Annotated in this window: 16 protein-coding genes, 1 tRNA gene and 1 pseudogene; 8 read left to right on the top strand and 10 right to left on the bottom strand. The window is 36.7% G+C overall.

The features are described 5' to 3' along the window. Positions 1 to 16: 16 nt before the first annotated feature. The 3 genes from H3U82_RS02235 to H3U82_RS02225 form a co-directional block, all read right to left on the bottom strand. Positions 17 to 238 (bottom strand): hypothetical protein, encoded by a 222-nt coding sequence (locus H3U82_RS02235; RefSeq protein ID WP_198208993.1) that lies wholly within the window; start codon positions 236 to 238, stop codon positions 17 to 19. An 84-nt stretch (positions 239 to 322) separates the two neighbouring features. Next, positions 323 to 1,309: a hypothetical protein gene (locus tag H3U82_RS02230; RefSeq protein ID WP_198208991.1), complete on the bottom strand. Its 987-nt coding sequence runs from the start codon at positions 1,307 to 1,309 to the stop codon at positions 323 to 325. A gap of 271 nt (positions 1,310 to 1,580) precedes the next feature. Beyond that, the gene (locus tag H3U82_RS02225) at positions 1,581 to 4,247 is read right to left on the bottom strand and encodes a calcium-binding protein (protein WP_198208989.1); all 2,667 of its coding nucleotides are present in this window, start codon (positions 4,245 to 4,247) and stop codon (positions 1,581 to 1,583) included. Positions 4,248 to 4,715: 468 nt separating this feature from the next. Here H3U82_RS02225 and H3U82_RS02220 point away from each other — a divergent pair, with 468 nt between their 5' ends. The 3 genes from H3U82_RS02220 to H3U82_RS02210 are packed head-to-tail and all read left to right on the top strand — an operon-like array spanning position 4,716 to position 9,662. Next, entirely contained in the window at positions 4,716 to 6,881 is a 2,166-nt protein-coding gene (locus tag H3U82_RS02220) for a type I secretion system permease/ATPase (protein ID WP_198208987.1), read from the top strand. 34 nt (positions 6,882 to 6,915) lie between these two features. Next, on the top strand, positions 6,916 to 8,343 hold the full coding sequence (locus tag H3U82_RS02215; protein ID WP_084553533.1) for an HlyD family type I secretion periplasmic adaptor subunit: 1,428 nt from the start codon (positions 6,916 to 6,918) through the stop codon (positions 8,341 to 8,343). Then, positions 8,343 to 9,662 carry a TolC family protein gene (locus tag H3U82_RS02210; RefSeq protein ID WP_198208985.1) on the top strand — a complete coding sequence of 440 codons (1,320 nt, stop codon included), beginning with the start codon at positions 8,343 to 8,345 and terminating at the stop codon, positions 9,660 to 9,662. The genes H3U82_RS02215 and H3U82_RS02210 overlap by 1 nt, the downstream gene beginning before the upstream one ends. 652 nt (positions 9,663 to 10,314) lie before the next feature. Here H3U82_RS02210 and lptG read toward each other — a convergent pair. Next, positions 10,315 to 11,403, bottom strand: a complete 1,089-nt coding sequence (gene lptG / locus H3U82_RS02205) for an LPS export ABC transporter permease LptG (RefSeq protein ID WP_198208983.1) — start codon at positions 11,401 to 11,403, stop codon at positions 10,315 to 10,317. Then, on the bottom strand, positions 11,403 to 12,512 hold the full coding sequence (gene lptF, locus H3U82_RS02200; RefSeq protein WP_084547227.1) for an LPS export ABC transporter permease LptF: 1,110 nt from the start codon (positions 12,510 to 12,512) through the stop codon (positions 11,403 to 11,405). The genes lptG and lptF overlap by 1 nt, the downstream gene beginning before the upstream one ends. Before the next feature lie 133 nt (positions 12,513 to 12,645). Between lptF and H3U82_RS02195 the strand changes: the two genes are divergently transcribed. Then, positions 12,646 to 14,055, top strand: coding sequence for a leucyl aminopeptidase (locus H3U82_RS02195; RefSeq protein ID WP_198208982.1), 1,410 nt, complete (start codon positions 12,646 to 12,648; stop codon positions 14,053 to 14,055). A 10-nt stretch (positions 14,056 to 14,065) separates the two neighbouring features. After that, complete coding sequence (locus tag H3U82_RS02190) at positions 14,066 to 14,509, top strand: DNA polymerase III subunit chi (protein ID WP_025331009.1); 444 nt, start codon at positions 14,066 to 14,068, stop codon at positions 14,507 to 14,509. Positions 14,510 to 14,565: 56 nt separating this feature from the next. On the opposite strand, the gene rfbD is transcribed toward H3U82_RS02190, so the two are convergent. From rfbD to H3U82_RS02165, 5 genes are all read right to left on the bottom strand, one after another. Beyond that, a complete protein-coding gene (gene rfbD, locus H3U82_RS02185) occupies positions 14,566 to 15,426 on the bottom strand; it encodes a dTDP-4-dehydrorhamnose reductase (RefSeq protein ID WP_084553505.1) in 861 nt (286 codons plus the stop codon). A gap of 175 nt (positions 15,427 to 15,601) precedes the next feature. Then, on the bottom strand, positions 15,602 to 16,744 hold the full coding sequence (ribD, locus tag H3U82_RS02180) for a bifunctional diaminohydroxyphosphoribosylaminopyrimidine deaminase/5-amino-6-(5-phosphoribosylamino)uracil reductase RibD (RefSeq protein ID WP_198208981.1): 1,143 nt from the start codon (positions 16,742 to 16,744) through the stop codon (positions 15,602 to 15,604). A 3-nt stretch (positions 16,745 to 16,747) separates the two neighbouring features. Beyond that, the gene (locus H3U82_RS02175) at positions 16,748 to 17,341 is read right to left on the bottom strand and encodes a cytochrome C (RefSeq protein ID WP_198208980.1); all 594 of its coding nucleotides are present in this window, start codon (positions 17,339 to 17,341) and stop codon (positions 16,748 to 16,750) included. A gap of 105 nt (positions 17,342 to 17,446) precedes the next feature. Beyond that, positions 17,447 to 17,902, bottom strand: coding sequence for a transcriptional regulator NrdR (nrdR, locus tag H3U82_RS02170; protein WP_025331013.1), 456 nt, complete (start codon positions 17,900 to 17,902; stop codon positions 17,447 to 17,449). A gap of 388 nt (positions 17,903 to 18,290) precedes the next feature. Then, complete coding sequence (locus H3U82_RS02165; RefSeq protein WP_198208979.1) at positions 18,291 to 18,779, bottom strand: GNAT family N-acetyltransferase; 489 nt, start codon at positions 18,777 to 18,779, stop codon at positions 18,291 to 18,293. A gap of 146 nt (positions 18,780 to 18,925) precedes the next feature. On the opposite strand from H3U82_RS02165, the pseudogene msrAB reads away from it, so the two are divergent. The 3 genes and pseudogenes from msrAB to H3U82_RS02150 all read left to right on the top strand — a co-directional run. Then, positions 18,926 to 19,918, top strand: a pseudogene (msrAB, locus tag H3U82_RS02160) (bifunctional peptide-methionine (S)-S-oxide reductase MsrA/peptide-methionine (R)-S-oxide reductase MsrB); the annotation flags it as partial. A 238-nt stretch (positions 19,919 to 20,156) separates the two neighbouring features. After that, positions 20,157 to 20,729: a CDP-diacylglycerol--glycerol-3-phosphate 3-phosphatidyltransferase gene (pgsA, locus tag H3U82_RS02155; protein ID WP_041879843.1), complete on the top strand. Its 573-nt coding sequence runs from the start codon at positions 20,157 to 20,159 to the stop codon at positions 20,727 to 20,729. Between the two features lie 107 nt (positions 20,730 to 20,836). After that, positions 20,837 to 20,912, top strand: a tRNA-Gly gene (locus H3U82_RS02150). Positions 20,913 to 20,937 lie beyond the last annotated feature (25 nt).

The raw sequence follows: 20,937 nt of genomic DNA, 5'->3' as shown, positions 1-20,937 counted from the left end.
TACTTATAAAAACTATTTACAACTCAAAATCAGCTGCCGATACAAATCGTCGACCACCATGCGTCATATATTCCTGTGCCTCGATCATCAAGGCGTCTCCCTCAGTATTTGCATATTGTATCCACTTATCATCAGCTAGTTCCAAAGGTGACGGTGCTGTTTTCTGATTCCATAAATATCTGGCGAGAATCTCATCTACACTAACTAAATCTTTCCCATTTTCTAATTTATAAGCCATATATTTATACTTTCATACATAATTTTAGATTAATAAAACATATTATTAATAAGCTTTACAAAATATATCACATTTGTCATATAATTACATTTTATTTATTTTATAGAAATATGGTTTATATAAAATATCGCCACAATTATTTAAATAAAATACTTCATACGGATAATTTATCGGATAATAGTTTGTTTTGGTTTTTGGTAAAAAACCATCTATACCAAAATAATAATTACCTACTCCCAATGAATTTATATCTTCATCTGGAGGAATTCTTGATTCTTCTACAAAAGTATCAAAAATCGATTCTTTATATGCTAAGACATAATTTTTTCTTTTCTTCATTAATTGCCATTCAGATTTATTATATACTGTACAACAATCACTCCCATATAATTTAATAGAATCTTCACTTGTTTTTCGGTGTATTAAAATAAATTTTTCTAATCCAAAATTATAATTAATATAATTTTTATCTGAGTCATATATAAAAGTCTGTACTTTTAATTTAATAAGTTCATTAATATTATCCAAATAATTATTTTGAACACCTATATAATTATTAAGCTTCTGATTTGTTAGATCAACTGGTACTTGCCATACTCTACAATTATTCGAGGTAGTGCATTGACCATAAGTAGGTAAAAACTTACCATCCATATTTTTTGTCCGATTTTCCCAATATAATTTATTTTCATATATGATTTTTCCTATCAGACTTTTCATTGCTTTATGCCAAAGCTCTTTTTTGGTGTAATATTTCCTGTCTCGCCAGCAGTATCCTTCTCTATTCTTTTCCTCAAACTCGTTTTGTGAAATGTAAAAAGGTTTAGAATTCTTTTTTAATAATTCATACCAAAAGTGATAAGGGGGTCTTTCATAATATAGTTTTTTTATTTTAAATCCTCCTGCAATAATTAATATCATGGATAAAACTATTACTATATATTTTGTTTTTTTTTGATAATTTTTTGCAATAATCAGTACTTTATCTATCATATTTACTAGACAATATAGTAATGGTAAAATGATTATGAGCGTACCTAGCTGATCCAATATCAATATAAGTTTAAACATTGCTAATATATCCCTTTAGAAAAATTTTTTCAAATAATCAAATAATAAACCATTTAATAAAATATTTAAAATTAATATTTACCCGAGTATAATTGTTATATTTGCTGTATATGAAATAATTTTAATAAAATCTTGGATTTATATTTTTCAAAATTTTTATAATTAATATAGACCTTTATTTTATATAAATATCTTTGTCAAATATATTATAAACCTGTGATTAATATTAATCACAGGTTATTTTACACAGACTTTAATAATTAAATTTCAATTATTTATCAAAACTGGTTGCAATATTACCCAGTAATCTGTTTTGTTCTAATAATTCACACAATTGCACATCATCTATTGCATTTGTATTTAATCCTGCCATTGCATTAACAAGCTGTTGAACTTGTTGTGTGACCTGAGGATGACCGGTTATGTCGTTATGATTTACATTATTTCCAGTATAAAAATAGTAATCACCATCTTTATTTCCATTTCGTTCAAAACTAGCAAAAATTTCTGATAATGTAATTAATTGATTTTTAAAAACAAAATTCTCAACCCCGGCCCAATTTCCAGCACCTTTAGAAAGACAATCTCTTATTTCAATGGAATCACCCTGATTATAACCTAGAAGAAATAATGAATTTCCTTTTTTTCTAAATATAACTTCATTCATATTCACATCTGTAAATATTATAGTATCTTCTTTACTATTATTATGTTGTAATAATACATTTCCATCCCAGATAAAATCATTTCCATGTCCTTTTGAAAAAATATATATGTCATCACCACCTCCGCCGGAAAGATAATCATCACCAGCTCCGCCCACAAATATATTTTTTCCATCATCTGCTCTTAAATTATCATTACCTGTTCCTCCTATTAATGTATTATCTCCTCCATAAGCTTGTAAAACGTCATTTCCGTTACCACCAACTAAAACATCATTATATTTTCCACCACTAAGCATATCATCCCCATCCTCTCCGAATAATATTGCTCTGCCTTTATCAAGCCAAATTTCATCTTTGCCAGCAGTACCGTGTATTACCATTCCTTCTTTCTGAAACTGCTCCAGCGTAATTGTCTTATCTTTGAATACAAAATTTTCTATCGCATGCCCTCCATGCGGATAAAAGAAATCTCGTATTTCCACTGAATCTCCTTCGTTATAACCATAAATAAATAGTGTATTGTCTTTTTTCCTGAATTTTACTTCATCAAAATTGACATCTAAAAACTGAATCGTATCAGCTTCACCTGCCTCGTCACTTATAGTATCTTTACCATGTCCTTTAGCAAAAACATAAGTGTCGTTACCTTCTCCTCCATATAAATTATCATTTCCTCCACCTCCTATTAGGATGTCATCTCCTTTATATCCCCATAATGTATCATCTCCTGCACCACCATCCAGTATGTCATTTGCAATATCATATTGACTGGCTTTAAGAGTATCATTACCATCTCCGCCATGCAGTATTCCTCTGCCTTTTGATATATTGATAGTGTCATTTCCTGATGTTCCGTACAGTTCCATGCCTTCTTTTTGCAACTGTTCCAGCGTAATTGTCTTATCTTTGAATACAAAATTCTCTATTGCATACTTACCATTAAAATTAAAGAAATCTCGTATTTCAACTGAATCTCCTTCGTTATAACCATAAATAAATAGTGTGTTGTCTTTTTTCCTGAATTTCACTTCTTCAAAATTGACATCTAAAAACTGAATCGTATCTGCTTCACCTCCCTCGTCACTTATCAGATCTTTACCATGTCCTTTAGCAAAAACATAAGTGTCGTTACCCTCTCCTCCATATAAATTATCATTTCCTCCACCTCCTATTAGGATGTCATCTCCTTTATATCCCCATAATGTATCATCTCCTGCACCACCATCCAGTATGTCATTTGCAATATCATATTGACTGGCTTTAAGAGTATCATTACCATCTCCGCCATGCAGTATTCCTCTGCCTTTTGATATATTGATAGTGTCATTTCCTGATGTTCCGTACAGTTCCATGCCTTCTTTTTGCAACTGTTCCAGCGTAATTGTCTTATCTTTGAATACAAAATTCTCTATTGCATACTTACCATTAAAATTAAAGAAATCTCGTATTTCAACTGAATCTCCTTCGTTATAACCATAAATAAATAGTGTATTGTCTTTTTTCCTGAATTTCACTTCTTCAAAATTAACATCTAAAAACTGAATCGTATCTGCTTCACCTCCCTCGTCACTTATCAGATCTTTACCATGTCCTTTAGCAAAAACATAAGTATCGTTACCCTCTCCTCCATATAAATTATCATTTCCTCCACCTCCTATCAGGATGTCATCTCCTTTATATCCCCATAATGTATCATCTCCTGCACCACCATCCAGTATGTCATTTGCAATATCATATTGACTGGCTTTAAGAGTATCATTACCATCTCCGCCATGCAGTATTCCTCTGCCTTTTGATATATTGATAGTGTCATTTCCTGATGTTCCGTACAGTTCCATACCTTCTTTTTGCAACTGCTCCAGCGTAATTGTCTTATCTTTGAATACAAAATTTTCTATCGCATACTTACCATTAAAATTAAAGAAATCTCGTATTTCAACTGAATCTTCTTCGTTATAACCATAAATAAACAGTGTATTGTCTTTTTTCCTGAATTTCACTTCTTCAAAATTGACATCTAAAAACTGAATTGTATCCGCTTCACCTCCCTCGTCACTTATCAGATCTTTACCATGTCCTTTAGCAAAAACGTAAGTGTCGTTACCTGCACCTCCGTATAGCTTATCATTCCCTGAACCTCCTATCAGAGTATCATCCTGACTTGTTCCTGATAAAATATCATCTTTATCACTTCCTTCAATTAGGTTCACATTATCTGAAAATATTGAGCTAGTATTCTGATATTGGTATTCTTTGATTAACGCATTCATATAGCTAATCCTTAATTAAAAAAATTAATACAAAAGTTAAATTTAATATTTGCATTCTAAAAATTAATTTCTATTTATAAAATCCCCCCTTTACTTTATAAACAAAATAATAAATACAACTCTACATTTAACTTATTAAATAAAATTATCTGTATATCATTTTTATATTAACAAGGAATAAAATACTAGTTCGTGTTTAAAAGTATTCTTATATGAACTTAGTTATCCTTTTTATATAAAATCAACAAAATCTGATTTAAAACAGACTACTAGAATCCTGAATTGATATCAATTAAATTTAACATTATTTGATGTTAAGTCAAATATATACATATTATTTATATATATTTTAAATTTTATACAATATAATTAAATATTAAATATTTGGATTTTATTGTCTTTTTTATGTGTATTTTTGTTATTATTTATGTTAATTTGTCATCTTAAATTAAGATATTTTTAATACCTATGTCATTATCACCTGAGTCTCTGCCTTCAAAATCTGATTCTTTAAAAAAATCAGATAGTTTTCAAAAACCCAATATAGCGGTTACTGCACTCGTACTTATTGCCCATTTTCATGGTTTGGCAGTTAATCCTGCCGATATTACCCATAAATATGCTGAAAAAGGGGATTTAAACAGTGAGCAATGGCTATTGGCAGCCAAAGACCTGGGATTAAAAGCCAGACTGGTAAAGCATAATGTTGAACGTCTGCATCTTGTGGCTTTGCCCGCAGTTGTTTGGCGGGATGACGGACAGCATTTTGTTCTGGCTAGAATAGATGGTGATCGCTATTTAATTCAGGATCTTGAACAGGGTAAACCGGTTATCCTTACGAAAGAAGAATTTACCCAACGCTATTCCGGACAGCTTATATTGGTTACTTCCCGTGCATCAATACTTGGTCAACTGGCCAAGTTTGATTTCACATGGTTTATTCCGGCTGTTATCAAATACCGGCGTATTTTTCTGGAAGTACTGATTGTATCCGTTTTTATTCAGCTTTTTGCACTTGTTACACCTATGTTTTTTCAGGTGGTAATGGATAAAGTTCTGGTTCACCGCAGCTTTTCTACACTTGATGTTATTACTATTGCATTGCTGGTAATCATTATTTTTGATGTCGTGCTTAGCGGATTGCGTACATATATATTTGCTCATACTACATCACGTATTGATGTTGAATTAGGCGCACGATTATTCAGACATCTGTTAAGTCTGCCTCTGGCTTATTTTGAGCATCGCCGAGTGGGAGATACCGTTGCAAGGGTGCGTGAACTGGAACAAATCCGGAATTTCCTAACCGGACAGGCATTAACTTCTGTTCTGGACTTATGTTTTTCTTTTATCTTCTTGCTGGTTATGTGGTTTTATAGTGGCTGGCTAACATTGGTAGTTGTTATCTCCCTGCCCTGCTATGCCATCTGGTCTGCAACTATCAGCCCGATTTTGCGTGCTCGTTTGAATGAAAAATTTGCCCGCAATGCCGATAATCAGTCTTTTCTGGTTGAATCAGTAACTGCTGTAGGTACCATTAAAGCAATGGCAGTTGAACCACAGATGACTAGACGCTGGGATCAGCAACTGGCCGCTTATGTCAATTCCGGTTTTCGCGTTGCACGGCTGGCTACTATCGGACAACAAGGTGTACAGTTTATCCAAAAACTGGTTACAGTTGTTACATTATGGCTTGGTGCGCATTTGGTAATTAAGGGCGATCTGACTGTAGGTCAATTAATTGCATTTAATATGCTTGCAGGACAAGTAGCGGCTCCTGTTATCCGGCTGGCACAGCTATGGCAGGATTTCCAGCAGGTGGGAATATCGGTATCACGGTTAGGAGATATTCTGAATACTCCGACGGAAAATCCAACTTCGCGCATGGCTCTCCCCAATATTAAAGGACAAATTGAATTTGAAAAAATTTCTTTTCGCTACCGGCCTGATGGTGCAGAAATATTACGGGATCTGAGTTTAAATATCCGGCCCGGAGAAATTCTGGGAATTGTCGGGCGTTCTGGTTCAGGTAAATCCACTCTAACCAAGCTGGTACAGCGTTTATATACACCCGAGCGGGGGCGGGTTTTAGTTGATGGTAATGATTTGGCGCTGGCTGACCCGGCCTGGTTACGGCGGCAGGTAGGTGTGGTGCTTCAGGAAAACGTTCTGCTCAATCAGAGTATCCGTGCCAATATTGCTCTTGCTGATCCGGGCATGCCGCTGGAAAGAGTGATGTATGCTGCTAAAATGGCCGGCGCACATGAATTTATCATGGAGTTGCCGGAAGGATATGACACTATAGTTGGAGAACAGGGAGCTGGACTTTCTGGAGGGCAAAGACAACGAGTAGCAATTGCCCGGGCTCTGGTAGGCAATCCGCGTATTCTGATTCTTGATGAAGCAACCAGTGCACTGGATTATGAATCCGAACGAGCTATTATGAAAAATATGCAGGCTATCTGCAAAGGACGTACTGTACTGATTATTGCACATCGTCTGTCTACAGTGCGTATGGCCAATCGCATTATTGCCATGGATAAAGGCTGCATAGTAGAAGAAGGTACTCATCAGGAGTTACTGGAAAAACCAAATGGTTACTATCGCTATTTATATCAACTGCAAAACAGCTGACATTAAATTCAAAATAAGAAAATAAGATATGGGCATTCGCTTTCAAGCTTTTAAAGATTTTTTACAACGATATAGCACAGTCTGGAAAAATGTCTGGGCGGTACGCTTTCAATTGGATCCGCCTAAACGAGATGAAGACGAACGTGCTTTTTTACCGGCACATCTGGAATTAACTGAAACACCTATTTCTGCCGCACCTAAATGGACAGCAAGACTGATTATTCTGTTTGCCGTGCTGGCTCTATTATGGGCATTAATTGGCAAACTGGATATTGTTGCTGTAGCAATGGGTAAAACCACCCCGGGCGGACGCAGTAAAGTTATCCAGCCGCTTGAAACATCTGTTGTCGATAAAGTTGCAGTCAAAAATGGCGATCATGTAAAAAGCGGACAAGTATTAGTTCAGCTAAGTGGTATTGGTTCTGACAGTGATTATGCTCAGTCAGAAAAATCCCTGCAGGCCGCACGTTTAAATAAATTACGTCTGGAAGCGGTGATTCGCGCTGTTGATACACATCAACCTCCTGTACTGGATCACGAACTAGCAACAAAATGGCAGTTGACTCCTGATCAGATTATGGAAGCACAATCATTAGCAATAAATCAGTTCCAAACATGGTTTACTCAGGATGCCCAATTGCAGACTGTATTGCGCGAACATCAGGCACAGTTACAAGGAACCCAGTCACAGGTTAGTAAACTTGAACAAACTACAGCCATTGAGCAACGTCGTACAGCTGATTACAAGGACTTACTGGCACAAAATTTTGTATCCAAACATGCTTATTACGAGCAGGAAAGCAAGTTTATTCAAAATAAAAATGACTTAGCCAGCCAGCGTAGTCAGCTTCGTCAAATTCAGGAAAGCATACGCGAAGCTGAGCAAAACAGACTGTTACAGACTAATACCCTTAGACGCGATACACTCGATCAATTGCGTCAGGCCAATGAACAAATTCAGCAACTAACAGAAGCAACTGATAAAGCGTTACAGCGCAAACAATTAATGACATTGAAATCACCTGTCGACGGTACGGTGCAGCAACTGGCCACACATACTATAGGCGGTGTCGTTACAGCTGCTCAGCAAATTATGGTTATTGTGCCGGATCAGGATCAGATGGAAATCGAAGCACTTGTTCCAAATAAAGATATCGGTTTTGTTAAAGCAGGACAAAGTGCCATTATTAAAATTGAGTCATTTCCCTATACACGCTACGGATACCTGACCGGTAAAGTAAAAAATGTAAGCTTTGATGCAATTGAGGATGAAAAGTTGGGGCTGGTTTTTGCCGCTACTATTGTTCTGGATAGAAATTATCTGATGATAGATGGTAAAAAAGTGAATTTAACAGCCGGTATGAATGTAACTGCAGAAATTAAAACCGGGAAGCGTCGCGTCATCACTTATTTGTTAAGCCCGCTGCAAACTAAAGTTGATGAAAGTATGCGAGAACGCTGATGCAAAAATATACTTTTACTATTTGGAAAACTTTCTGTATTTGTATTGGATACAGTGTTATTTCTGCTCCTGTACAGGCATTCGATTTATTTGATGCCTGGCAGGCTGCAATAAACTATTCTGCAGATTTTTCAGCAGCTCAAAGTGAACGCGATGCTCAAAAAGAACAACTGGCACAGACACGTGCTGCTCTGCTCCCTCAGGTAAATGGCAATTATATCTATCAAAAGCAGCCCCCCTCTCTATCTAGTACAACCCAGACTCATGGCTGGAATGTTCAGGCAAGTCAGGCTCTGTTTGATAAAACTAAATGGGCACAATACCAGCAAGGTAAAATTACCGCCAATATGGCTGACTGGCAATTGGAGAATGTAAAAGAAGATTTGCTATTTAATGTTGCTAAGGCTTATTTTCAGGTCTTACTCATTGAAGATAAACTAGTTTCAATTGAAAAAGAAAAAGAAGCCTATGCAATGCAAATCAGACAGTCCAAAGCTCTATTCAATAAAGGTGCAGCCACCATTTTGGATACAAACGAAGCTCAGGCTGGATATGAAGCAGCGCGTGCAAAAAAAGTTAGTGCAATGACCGATCTGCTGGTAGCTCAAAATAATCTGGCTAATATCACCGGTCTTGATCCGAAGAAAATTAAACGTTTAAGACATACAGATTTTGGCGACTTACTGGGAAAAACAAGCAAAGCAGATTGGATAAATACAGCACAAAAAAATAATCCAGAATGGCAGCAGCAAAAGCTGGCTTTAGAAAATGCTAAACAAGCTTATATCGCAGCTAAAGCAGAAAACTGGCCGAAGTTAACGATTAATGGCGGTTATCAGGACAATCATCAGATTCAGCAATTTTATGGTTTGGATCATGGTACTCGCAGTAAAGGCGGGATTGTTACAGTCCAGCTTTCAATGCCTTTATTTACTGGTGGATTAATCCACAGTAAAATTAAAGAAGCAGCAGCAAAAGAGCAACAAAATAAATTTTTATTAATTGCAACTGAACGTAAAATTGAACTTAATGTTAATCAGGCTTATCAGACTACATTAGGCAATCTTTATCAGATTCAGGCACAGCAACAATTATTAAAAGCGAATTCTGTAAAACTTGAAGCTACCCAATTAGGTCGTAAAGTAGGTATACGCAGTAATCTGGATGAATTACAGGCTTTACAGGCTAAGGCTGATGCTGAGCAAAAATTGGCCGAAGCACAGTATGGTTATATAACAACGTATATTCAGCTTCTACAAAGCGCAGGGATTTTGACTCAACCCACAGAACAAAAAAAATTACATAAATTGCTGTATTAGGCAATTCTATTTATTTAAATAATTATAATTATAATTATTTTAAATATTGATTTAACATCAATTAATTTTATTAAGTACCTTAGATTAAGTAGCTATCAATTTCTCTGATATTTAATTGATAGCTACTAAAGAGAAATTTGTTACTTTATTTGAATTTTCATTTTTATGTTAAATCAATTTTTATTTAAATAAAAATATTATTTAATTTCTAGCGTTTCCTGAAAATTAATGTATTCAATTAAAATCGCAATCATTTAAATTATCTGTTAACTGTTGAGTCAATTCTTTACAGACGATAATTTTTTTATTTTCGATTATAAATAAAGCAAAAATCTCAAATTCACTAAAGCTATTTTCAGGTATGGTAACTTTTTACAAAATGGTAAATATAAATATAATTTCCTCATTTGCTTAGAATTTTTATATGTGAAATAAACTCACTATAACCAAATTTTTTACCGGCAATTATTTGCTAAAATTCTACTGAATAATATTTAGAAACTAATTCATTAATATTTTTCTTAACAATTAATAAATTGTTTAATGAGATTTACCATAAAAACAATATCCATTTAATTTTCTCATTGAAATTAGTAACTATCACTTAACATTTTACGGTTCAGGCGTATAAAGTTTAAATACAAAATGGATATTAACGTTTTTCCTGTCTTCGAATCAGATAAATAGCCAGACACAGAAAAAGAATTGTAGGCAAAAATGCAGCAATTATAGTCGGCACTCCATATAACTGACTGGTAAATCCAAACAGTCTTCCGGAAAAATGAAATAATAGTCCTAAACATATTCCATAGAATAGTTTCAAACCCATATTCCCATGCCGGTTTTGTTGGGGCGTAAATGCCAGCGCTACCAAAGCCATAACCATACACGCCAATGGATAGGCAATCTTTCTCCACCAGGCAAGTTCGTAGCGTGTTGTCTGTTGATGATTATGCTTCAGATGCTTGATATAAGTTGAAAGTGCTATAGCTGACATTTGTTCTGGTGCTACCAGCAATATATTGAGAAGCTGGTGATTAACAGACATTTTCCAATCCAGATTTTCAATATGATTTACAGATATCTGATTTTTCCCCAATAGTGACTGATCTACCTGATTCAAATGCCATTTAGATTTTTTACCTTCAGTAGAATGAACATCCACTTTAGCACTGAAAGCATGTAAAGTTTCAGTCAGTTGAAAATTTTCATCATGACGATAAATATTGATATCTCTTAAACTGCCATCTGGAAGCATTTCAGCTACATTTACAATATCTTTTCCTTGTTTTAACCATATACCACTATCTCCAGCACTAATGCTGTTCTGACGTGCATGTAATTGATACTGTTCTGCATAAGGACCTATTCTAGGTACGACATATTCACCAAGCAGCGCAGCAATGACTGCAAAGAATAGTCCAAATTGCAGCATCATACTAATAATGTTAGACAAACTGATTCCGGATGTTCTGATTACAGTAAATTCACTATTGCTGGCCATTTGACTAAGGCAAACCAGACCACCAACTAGTACAGCCAGAGGCATAAGCTCATAAGCATGTGTCGGAATCAGCATAAGAACATAATACAGCATTTTATCGGCAGTATAACGTCCGTCACCAACATGGCTGATTTCACCCATAATATCAAAAAAACTGTATAAGCTTACCAGTGCCAATAATGCATATAAAGTATAAACAGTCATTTGGCTGATGACAAAACGATTAAGCAAACGCATCAGGACCGTCCTCCCAGTAATGATGTAAACGCTGTTTTAAAAGAAGCTGATGGGAAGTCACGCCAGCGTAATAAGAATAGAAACAGCATAAACATCATTAGATGCATTGGAAATATGCCTAGCCAGAAAGGTATACGACCATTTTCTACCAGATCTCGCAGAAAGGTCAGGCCATTTTGATAAATTAAAAATACTGCAATTGCAATCAGAATATTGTATGTATGTCCGGTACGGGGATTAAAATAGGATAATGGTAAAGCCATTAAAGCAAGTACAATAACACTAATCGGTAATGATAAGCGCCACATTAGTTCTGCTTTGTAAATGGGTTTGTTACTGGCAAATAATGCAGAAGTAGGAATTGTATGCCGGTTCTGTTTTGGATCTATAACGGTTGTATTAACACTGATAATCATTGTCATTTTATCAAAAGAAGCTCTTTGATAATCAGCCTGTCCGGGCTTTCCATAGTAGCGAAAACCGTCTTCAAGAGTAAGAATACGTTTCTCTCCATCCTGTTTAAATTCGCCCTTTTTCGCAAAAATCGAACTTTCCTTGCCATTTTTTTCTTTTTCACGAACAAAAAGATTACTGGCACGACCGCTATCAGGGTCAAATGTTTCAATGAAATAAACTCGCGGATGGCTTTTGCCAATTTCTTTGAATACCCCGGGTTCCAGTAATGACATTTCCTGTTTTTGTTTTAGTATCTCCGCAAATTCACGGCTGCGCCACTCTGCCCAAGGCTGAATGAGCATGGAAACTATTGCCACCAAAACTGCAAACGGAATAGCGAATTTCATTAAAGGAATAATCCAGTTTCTTAATGATAAGCCACTGGATAGCCAGATCACCATTTCGCTATCACGCCAATAACGTGTAAGTACTGTGATAATACTGATGTAAGCTGTCAGAATAAGCAGTACAGGTGTCAGGCCAATTGTCCAGAATCCGATTAACGCAGACACTGCATCAATGGCTACACGACCACTGGCGGCACGACCCAGCAGATTGATTGCCTGTGTAGCTACCAGTACTACCAATAAGATCACGAATATGCCTACGGCAGTCCATGATAATTCTTTAATAAATTGGCGTTGATAAATCATAAGATAATTAAACACATTTGCGACTGTCCTTACTTTAGCGGCAGCCTGCGTTACAATAAGTGCATCCGGTTCTGCTTAACGCATGATTCGTACAGAATATATATAATGCCCTTATAAAATAGGATAGGAAAATATGGAATTTAGCATAAATGCGGAACAATTGCAGCCGCAAAACAACAGTTCTTTACTATTTGTGTATTGCAAAGAAAGCAAACCAGAACAACATCTGGCTAATACTTTGTTAACTCAATTACAACAGCAGCAAAAGGATTTTATTGCGACACACACCGTAAAAGATGAATTTTTACAGGCTTTAGCTGTAGTAAATATCGATAAAGATGATTATGCCAGTATCCAGAAACTGGCCGCAAAAGCTGCCAGCTGGTCCAAAGAGCAATCATCACTCAATATAGATTTAAGCAAATTACCGGAAATACTTGCCCAGAAATGGGTACAGGCTTTTACAATTGCTGTTGGCGAAGCGGTCTATTGCTTTGATAAATTCAAAAAAGATTCTAAGCCAGTTTTACTTGAAAAAATCAATTATCAGACTGTTCACCCTGTCAATAACCACCTTAGCAAGGCCGAAGCTATCATCTATGGTATGAATATCTGTAAAGATTTAGGCAATGCACCGGGAAATATCTGTACTCCGGCCTATTTGGCTTCTTCTGCTGCCAAGATTGCCAATGATTTAGGTGCCAGTGCAAGAATCATAAACGAAACCGAAATACAGGAAATGGGTATGAATGCTTTACTGTCTGTTGCACAGGGAAGCACGGCCGGAGCTTATCTTATTGAATTGCAATATCATGGAGCTTCGAATAACGAAGATAAGCCGGTAGTTTTGGTTGGCAAAGGTATTACTTTTGATTCTGGTGGTATTTCTCTTAAACCAGGTGCTGCCATGGATGAAATGAAATTTGATATGTGTGGTGCGGCTTCGGTTATTGGTACTTTTGCAGCTGCAGTAAAACTCAATCTACCATTAAACCTCGTTGCAATAATCCCAACTTGTGAAAATATGCCTTCAGGGAATGCTGTTAAACCAGGCGATATTGTTCAGGCTATGAATGGTTTAAATATTGAGGTTTTAAACACTGATGCAGAAGGCAGACTGATATTATGTGATGCACTTATCTATGCTGAACGCTTCCAGCCTAAAGCAGTAATCGATGTTGCTACCCTTACTGGTGCCTGTATCATCGCTTTAGGACATGTTGCACAAGGTGTATTAGGTAACAATCAGCAATTAATTGATCACTTATTACAGGCAGCAGACAGTATTAATGATAAAACATGGCAACTACCATTATTTGAGGAATACAAAGAACAATTAAAATCCAACTTTGCTGATTTACAAAATATTGGCGGTCGTCCTGCGGGAACGATTACGGCTGCTGCCTTTCTCTCATACTTTACTGAATCTTACTCCTGGGCACATCTTGATATTGCCGGTACGGCATGGAATTCCGGCAATAATAAAGGTGCGACAGGTCGTCCTGTTCCGCTTCTGCTTGAGTATCTGATTCAGCAATCCTGAGAAAAAAGATATGGCCACAACTACTTTTTATACTCACATTACAGACCCCGTTTCATTTACATGCCGGCTGACGCATAAAGTATTTAAAAGTGGTTCAAATATTTTGATTTGGTGTGATGATGTAAGCCGTGTTAATCAACTGGATCATGCTTTATGGTCATTTCAACCCGCAAGTTTTATTCCACATGAAATCTGGTCACCACAACATGTTCAACCAATTGGTTTACAGGCAGTATTACTGGCTTATGGTGAAGATTTACCAGTAATAGAAAAAGATTATGTTGTTATTAATCTTGCAGATGCATACTGGTGTAATGCCCCCCGGAAACCAGAACGTGTATTAGAACTGGTAAGTAATGATCTGGATGAAATTGCTGCTGCACGTCAACGTTTTCGCACTTATCGGAGCGCCGGATTTAAAGTTGAGCATTTCGATATGCGTACGCAAAACTAAATCTAGCAGTTATCAAAAAAGCGGGTTATCAGTTAACCCGCTTTCTTTTATGATTTTTATCTCATCAATTTTTCAACAATATGTGCTAAAGGTGTATCAGTAACCGGTTGCGGAAGCATATTTTGCAAGGTACGACTATCCAGAATACCAAACTCAGGTCTTCTGGCTGCTGACTGGTAATCAGCTGTGGCAATACGTTCTACCTTAACCTGATTATACCTTTCGTCAATTTTTGCCGCTTCAGTAAATATACGCTGAGCAAATTCTGCCCAACTCATCTGCTGACTTCCTGCAAAATGTAATAAACCGCGCGGGGAATGAGGTAATGCTGCAAGACGTATAATGGCCTCAGCCAAATCTCCGGCATAGGTAGGACAACCAATCTGATCATCAACAACCCGAATATTGGGTGTTTCCAATCCTTTTTGTAACATAATTTTCACAAAATTATGTCCGTATTCACTATAAACCCATGAAGTACGAATAACCACAGCATCTACATGAGCATTTAAAGCCAGCAGTTCACCCGCCAGTTTACTATGCCCATATACATTCAAAGGGTTAGGTGCCATATTTTCCGTGAGAATGACATGATGATGGCCATCAAATACCTGCTCAGTCGATATATGAATCAGACGTGCACCAATGGAATGCGCAGCCTGAGCCAGATTCAGTGTTCCTGTTGCATTTACAGCAAAAGCTCTGTCTATATCTGCTTCCGCAGCATCAACTTTGGTATACCCTGCCGCATTAATAATCACATCCGGTTCAAAAGTTTTCACCATATTAAGCACATTATGTGCATCAGTAATATTCAGTGTCTGAGAATCACTGGCAATCAGCTCCCAGCTTTCCGGCAATCTGTCTCTTAAACAACTACCTACCTGACCTTTTGAACCTGTTAATAAAATACGCATGGCGAAACCTTTTATTTTAAATTGCCAATAGAAAAATGAATATATTTACAACAATAACGCTAAATCACGCTTAAAAATTATGCTTACATAAAATAAGCTTATTGTTACATATTGAAAGTTTATTTTCAGCACCAAAAAATTTTTACTCAGAAGAATTGATTTGATATGCAGCAAACTATACTTCTAAAGCAGTTTTACCCGCTAACCATTCGGCACTTTCACGATGACGCAATAACCAGCGACAATCCTGACCTAAAACTTTTACATCAACAGTCTGCCATTTCCGCTCTGTTAAAGCATTTGGATTTTCTGATATTTCAATAGCATTGCGCGCATTAGCTCCGAGTATTTTGGGAGCCTGATAGTAAATGATTTCATCAACTGCATCAGCTGTCAGCAATGCTGAATTCAATATAGAACCTGCTTCCACCAATATCGAACCAATATCACGTTTGGCCAGAATCGCCCAAAGTTTTTGTAAATCAATCTGTCCTCGCAAATTTGCAGGTACATTAAGAATAGAAACATGCGGATAAGATGCAAAAATGGCTTTTTTAGCGCTGTTTGTGACAGTAGTAATGATCAGTGTAGGACTTTTAGTGTCCTGAATTACCTGATATTCAGGTGTAAGACGTAAGCGGCTATCCAGAATAATACGCAACGGTTGTCTTAATGTCGAAAAACGACGTACATTTAACAGAGGATCATCTGCCAGTATAGTATTAACACCAGTTAATATGGCACAACTTTCAGCACGTAATGTCTGCACATCATCACGCGCTGCCTCTCCAGTAATCCACTGGCTTAAACCATTACTTAGAGCTGTCTTACTATCCAGACTAGCTGCTATCTTCAATCTGATATAAGGTTTATTTCTTTCCTGTCTGGATAAAAAACCAGAATTCAGTTCACGCGCCTGTTGTGCAAACAAACCTCTGTCGACTTGTATACCTGCCTTTTGCAGCATGTCTAATCCATTACCTTTTACCAATGGATTTGGATCGCTCATAGCAACAACAACACGCTTAATATGAGCATCAATCAATGCCTGGGCACATGGTCCTGTCCGACCTGTATGACTGCACGGTTCCAAGGTTACATAGGCAGTAGCAGCCTTTGCCAGATATCCTGCCTGATGTAATGCGTGTATTTCTGCATGAGGCTGTCCTGCACAGACATGAAATCCCTGACCCACAATTTGTTCGCCATGAGTAATAACACAGCCTACTCTCGGGTTAGGACTGGTAGAAAACCGCCCTTGCCAGGCTAGCTCAAGGGCGGTTTGCATAAATTTCGCATCAAGCTCAGAAAAGCTCATTTTTTAATTATTCTGTACATTTATGGTTTTTAAAGTACCAGCAAGTGCATTATAGTCGGCACTTTCACTGCTGGCGCATACTGAATAAAGATTATTATCCACAATCAGTGCAACACAGCTTTCATTTAGCAACGTACCATTTTGCTGATGACTGAAACGATAATTCATACGGTTTACAGTAGCGGCACCTACTTTGATATTACTAATACTACTATTATGTTCGAGACTGTCAGCCAGATTTTTAAAATATTCATCTGGTTTAATTTTTAATGTACCTAAGTTATTTACTGCCAAAGTGATATTACTACTGTCATCATGCTGTAATAAAGTAAGATTATTTAATTGAGCCGGATCTACCCAGTCTGTTGCACTATCCAGTACATCAGCAAAATCTCCGTCTACTACTATACTGAGTTTACTGTCTTTACTGGTCAGAGTCTGAGTGGCAGAAACAGCAGGTTCATCAGCAGATGCTGCGCTACTGCTGGCAGTCTGAGTATCACTTGCATCCATAGTTACAGAAGTATCCTGTTTCGTGCAAGCAGATAAGCCCAATAAAAAAAGTATTGCACACAACCCTATACGAGATTTCAACATGATATATTTAAGCTTTCATGACAAGGCATAATAGTTACAAAGTATAACAAGAATTAGCGCCGAATGCAGCGAACAAAACAATACTCTTCTCAAGGGCTGATATAACTAATTGGTATTTTTTAAAGTAGCAATTAATTGAGTAAATTCCGAAACATCGTGAAAACTTTTATAGACAGAAGCAAAGCGCACATAAGCAACTTCATCCAGCTTAGCCAGTAAACTCAAGACCATATCTCCAATCATCTGACTGGGAACTTCCTTAACCCCCATGTGATAAAGATTAGTTTCTATTTCTGCCACTGCATTTTCAATACTTTCCCTATCCATTGGCCGTTTATGTAATGCCCTGCTGATACTGGTATACAACTTAGCCGGATCAAACAAAACTTTTTCTCCGGTACGTTTGATAATCAATGGCATCCGCATTTCAACTACTTCGAACGTACTAAACCGACAATCACAAGCCAGACAGCGACGACGTCGGCGAATACTATTATTACCCTCGCTCAGACGTGTATCAATTACCTGTGTATTGTTATGCTGGCAAAAAGGACATTTCATATAAATACAAAATAAATATTAAACTGAATAGCTATTGTGGCAGGCAGTACCACTGCTGGCAAGCTTCTTTGTTCTGTAAATTCAAATGATTTAATCAATTATAGATAACTTATCCACCTGTACACAAAATTCAGCGCAAAACTTTAGGTAAAATATGGGGATAACTACAATATAATATTGATTTATATTGATTATTTTTTATTGATTAAAAAATAGGCACATTATAATTATTGGATAATCCAACACACTCAAAAAAAGAGAAATAGAAATTTACTATCAACAATTTAGTTAAACAAACAATTTATAAAAATAAATTTAATAATTATTCAAACCATTAATTTTAAATTTTCATTTTCTGTATTAAGTATTAAATATTGTTTATAGCACATCACTCAATTAAATATTTGCGCATCAGTAAGCAGTTAACGGTAACGTCACGATTGAGTGGCAATGCACATTCACCTAATGAAGTATAACCATTAATTTCATAAAATTTTACGGAATTAAGCGATGCATAGAGCTTCAGCATACCCAGCCCTGCACGACTGGCAACATCTTCAGCACGCTGCAACAAAGCAGTTCCCAAACCCTGATTATGTACGAAAGGATGGATATATAAAGCATCCAGTTGAGCTTCTACTAAATCCATCTGAAAAAAGCCTTGTATATGGCCTTTATAATCAACCACCCATAAAGCTTTATTAGCATCTGCCAGCGTATGCAAATAGCTTTGTATATTTAATAATGACAACCATGCTTTCAATACTGTTTCATCATATTTACGTGCACAGGTATACTGAACAGCATAGCGATGAGCATTATAAATATCTTCACAGTCTTCCGGTCTCGCAGGACGTAAATAAGTAATAATACTCATATGATCTTTAACCAATATGACAATGCATCAATTTATCAAAATAAGTCAGAGATTTTATATCACTTAAACATAATTAAGCAAAACAACATCTTTTATTCAACACATGCTGGTGTTAGCATGTACAAATAAACCACACAAATATATGGAATAACATCATGAATCTAAAAACTATTTATTTAGCTGGCGGCTGCTTCTGGGGTATGGAAGGCTATTTTAAGCGTTTAAATGGCGTGATTGAAACCGAGGCCGGATATGCCAACGGTCATACTGATAATCCAAGCTATGAAGAAGTATGCAATCAGGACACAGGCCATGCTGAAACGATAAAGGTTAAATATGATGCAGATATCATCTCTTTAACTGATATCCTGCGGCATTTTTTCCGGATTGTAGACCCTACTACCCTAAATCGTCAGGCACACGATACAGGCACCCAGTACCGCAGCGGTATTTACTATACAGATCCGGCTGACCATGATGTCATTCAGGCAATGATTAAAGCTGAACAAGGGCGTTATACTGCACCTATCGTAGTAGAAAACTTACCTTTACAACAATTTTTTCCTGCCGAAGAATATCATCAGGATTATCTGGACAAAAATCCACAAGGCTACTGTCATATTGATTTACGAAAAGCTCGGGAGCCTCTCCCTGAACTGCCTCCATCTCAGACTTCCACAACAATATATGATGCAAACGCTTTCCATAAGCCTGATGCAGCTACTTTACACCAGCAACTGAGTGAAGAAGCTTATCAAATTACTCAGAATGCAGGCACTGAGCGCCCGTATAGTCATCCGTATGATGAACTGTTTGTCCCTGGCATTTATGTAGATATTGTCAGTGGAGAGCCACTTTTTAGCTCACGGGATAAATTTAATTCCGGTTGCGGCTGGCCGGCATTCAGTCAGCCAATACAATCCGAAGCAGTGAGTAAACATGAAGATAACAGTCATGGCATGCAGCGTACTGAAGTGCGTAGTCAGCATGCAGACTCACATTTAGGTCATGTATTTAAAGATGGTCCGCAAGATCGCGGTGGATTACGTTATTGCATCAACGGAGCAAGTTTACGGTTTATTCCCTATGAAGAGATGGATGCAGCCGGCTATGCTGCCTATAAAGACATGGTGAAGTAACTTCCTCAGCATCGGACAGGATATATAAACTATCTTTGCTGTCCGATGCTGTAGTTTCCAATAGTATGAACTACTATCAAAACATAATTAATAATTAAATATTTAAATAAAAATATAAAATTATCACAACAATTTATCCAGAGATACATTCATCAATCAATAATAAAAAATCACCTTAAAGCGCTCAAAGCGGTATCATATAAGCAACCAAATCATAACTTGTCAGGGACACCCCGTTATGCCATGGAATTTTCCGATATTGCTCACTTGGTTGCGTATCCTCATCATTCCAATATTTACTTTATTATTTTATTTGCCAGCAGACTGGATTAGTGATCGCCAGATCATTAACTGGCTTGCAGCAGGCTTTTTTGCCGTAGCTGCTATAACTGACTGGTTTGATGGTTATCTGGCACGTCGTTGGAAACAAACATCTAATTTTGGTGCTTTTCTTGACCCGGTTGCAGATAAACTAATGGTAGCTGTTGCTCTGATATTACTTGTAGCAACTGGCCGCACCTATGCCATATTTGCCATGATTATCATCGGTCGTGAAATTACCATTTCTGCTTTACGGGAATGGATGGCTCAGCTTGGCAAACGAAATAGTGTTGCCGTAGCCAAATTGGGAAAATTTAAAACCGCAGCGCAAATGGCAGCTATTTTTCTTTTACTACTCACTTCCCCACCATTAGCAGAACCCAATTTGTTATGGATACTTGGAAATATTCTTATGCTTATAGCCTGTATCCTTACTATCTGGTCCATGCTGTATTATTTAAAGATGGCAACGAAAGAATTTAAATCCTAAAAAATCATAGTGAAAGCAAAAAATACTTCATCAGATGTATTAATAATCTTGACACATTTTTTTTCATCGATATAATGTTGCTTCTTCATTCAGTACGAATGAACAACGCGGGAATAGCTCAGTTGGTAGAGCGCAACCTTGCCAAGGTTGAGGTCGCGAGTTCGAGACTCGTTTCCCGCTCCAAAAAAACATGCTCACATGTATAAAG

This window comes from Snodgrassella sp. W8132 (assembly GCF_016100865.1).
Lineage (GTDB): Bacteria > Pseudomonadota > Gammaproteobacteria > Burkholderiales > Neisseriaceae > Snodgrassella > Snodgrassella alvi.
This window is presented reverse-complemented; position numbering and strand designations above follow the sequence as displayed.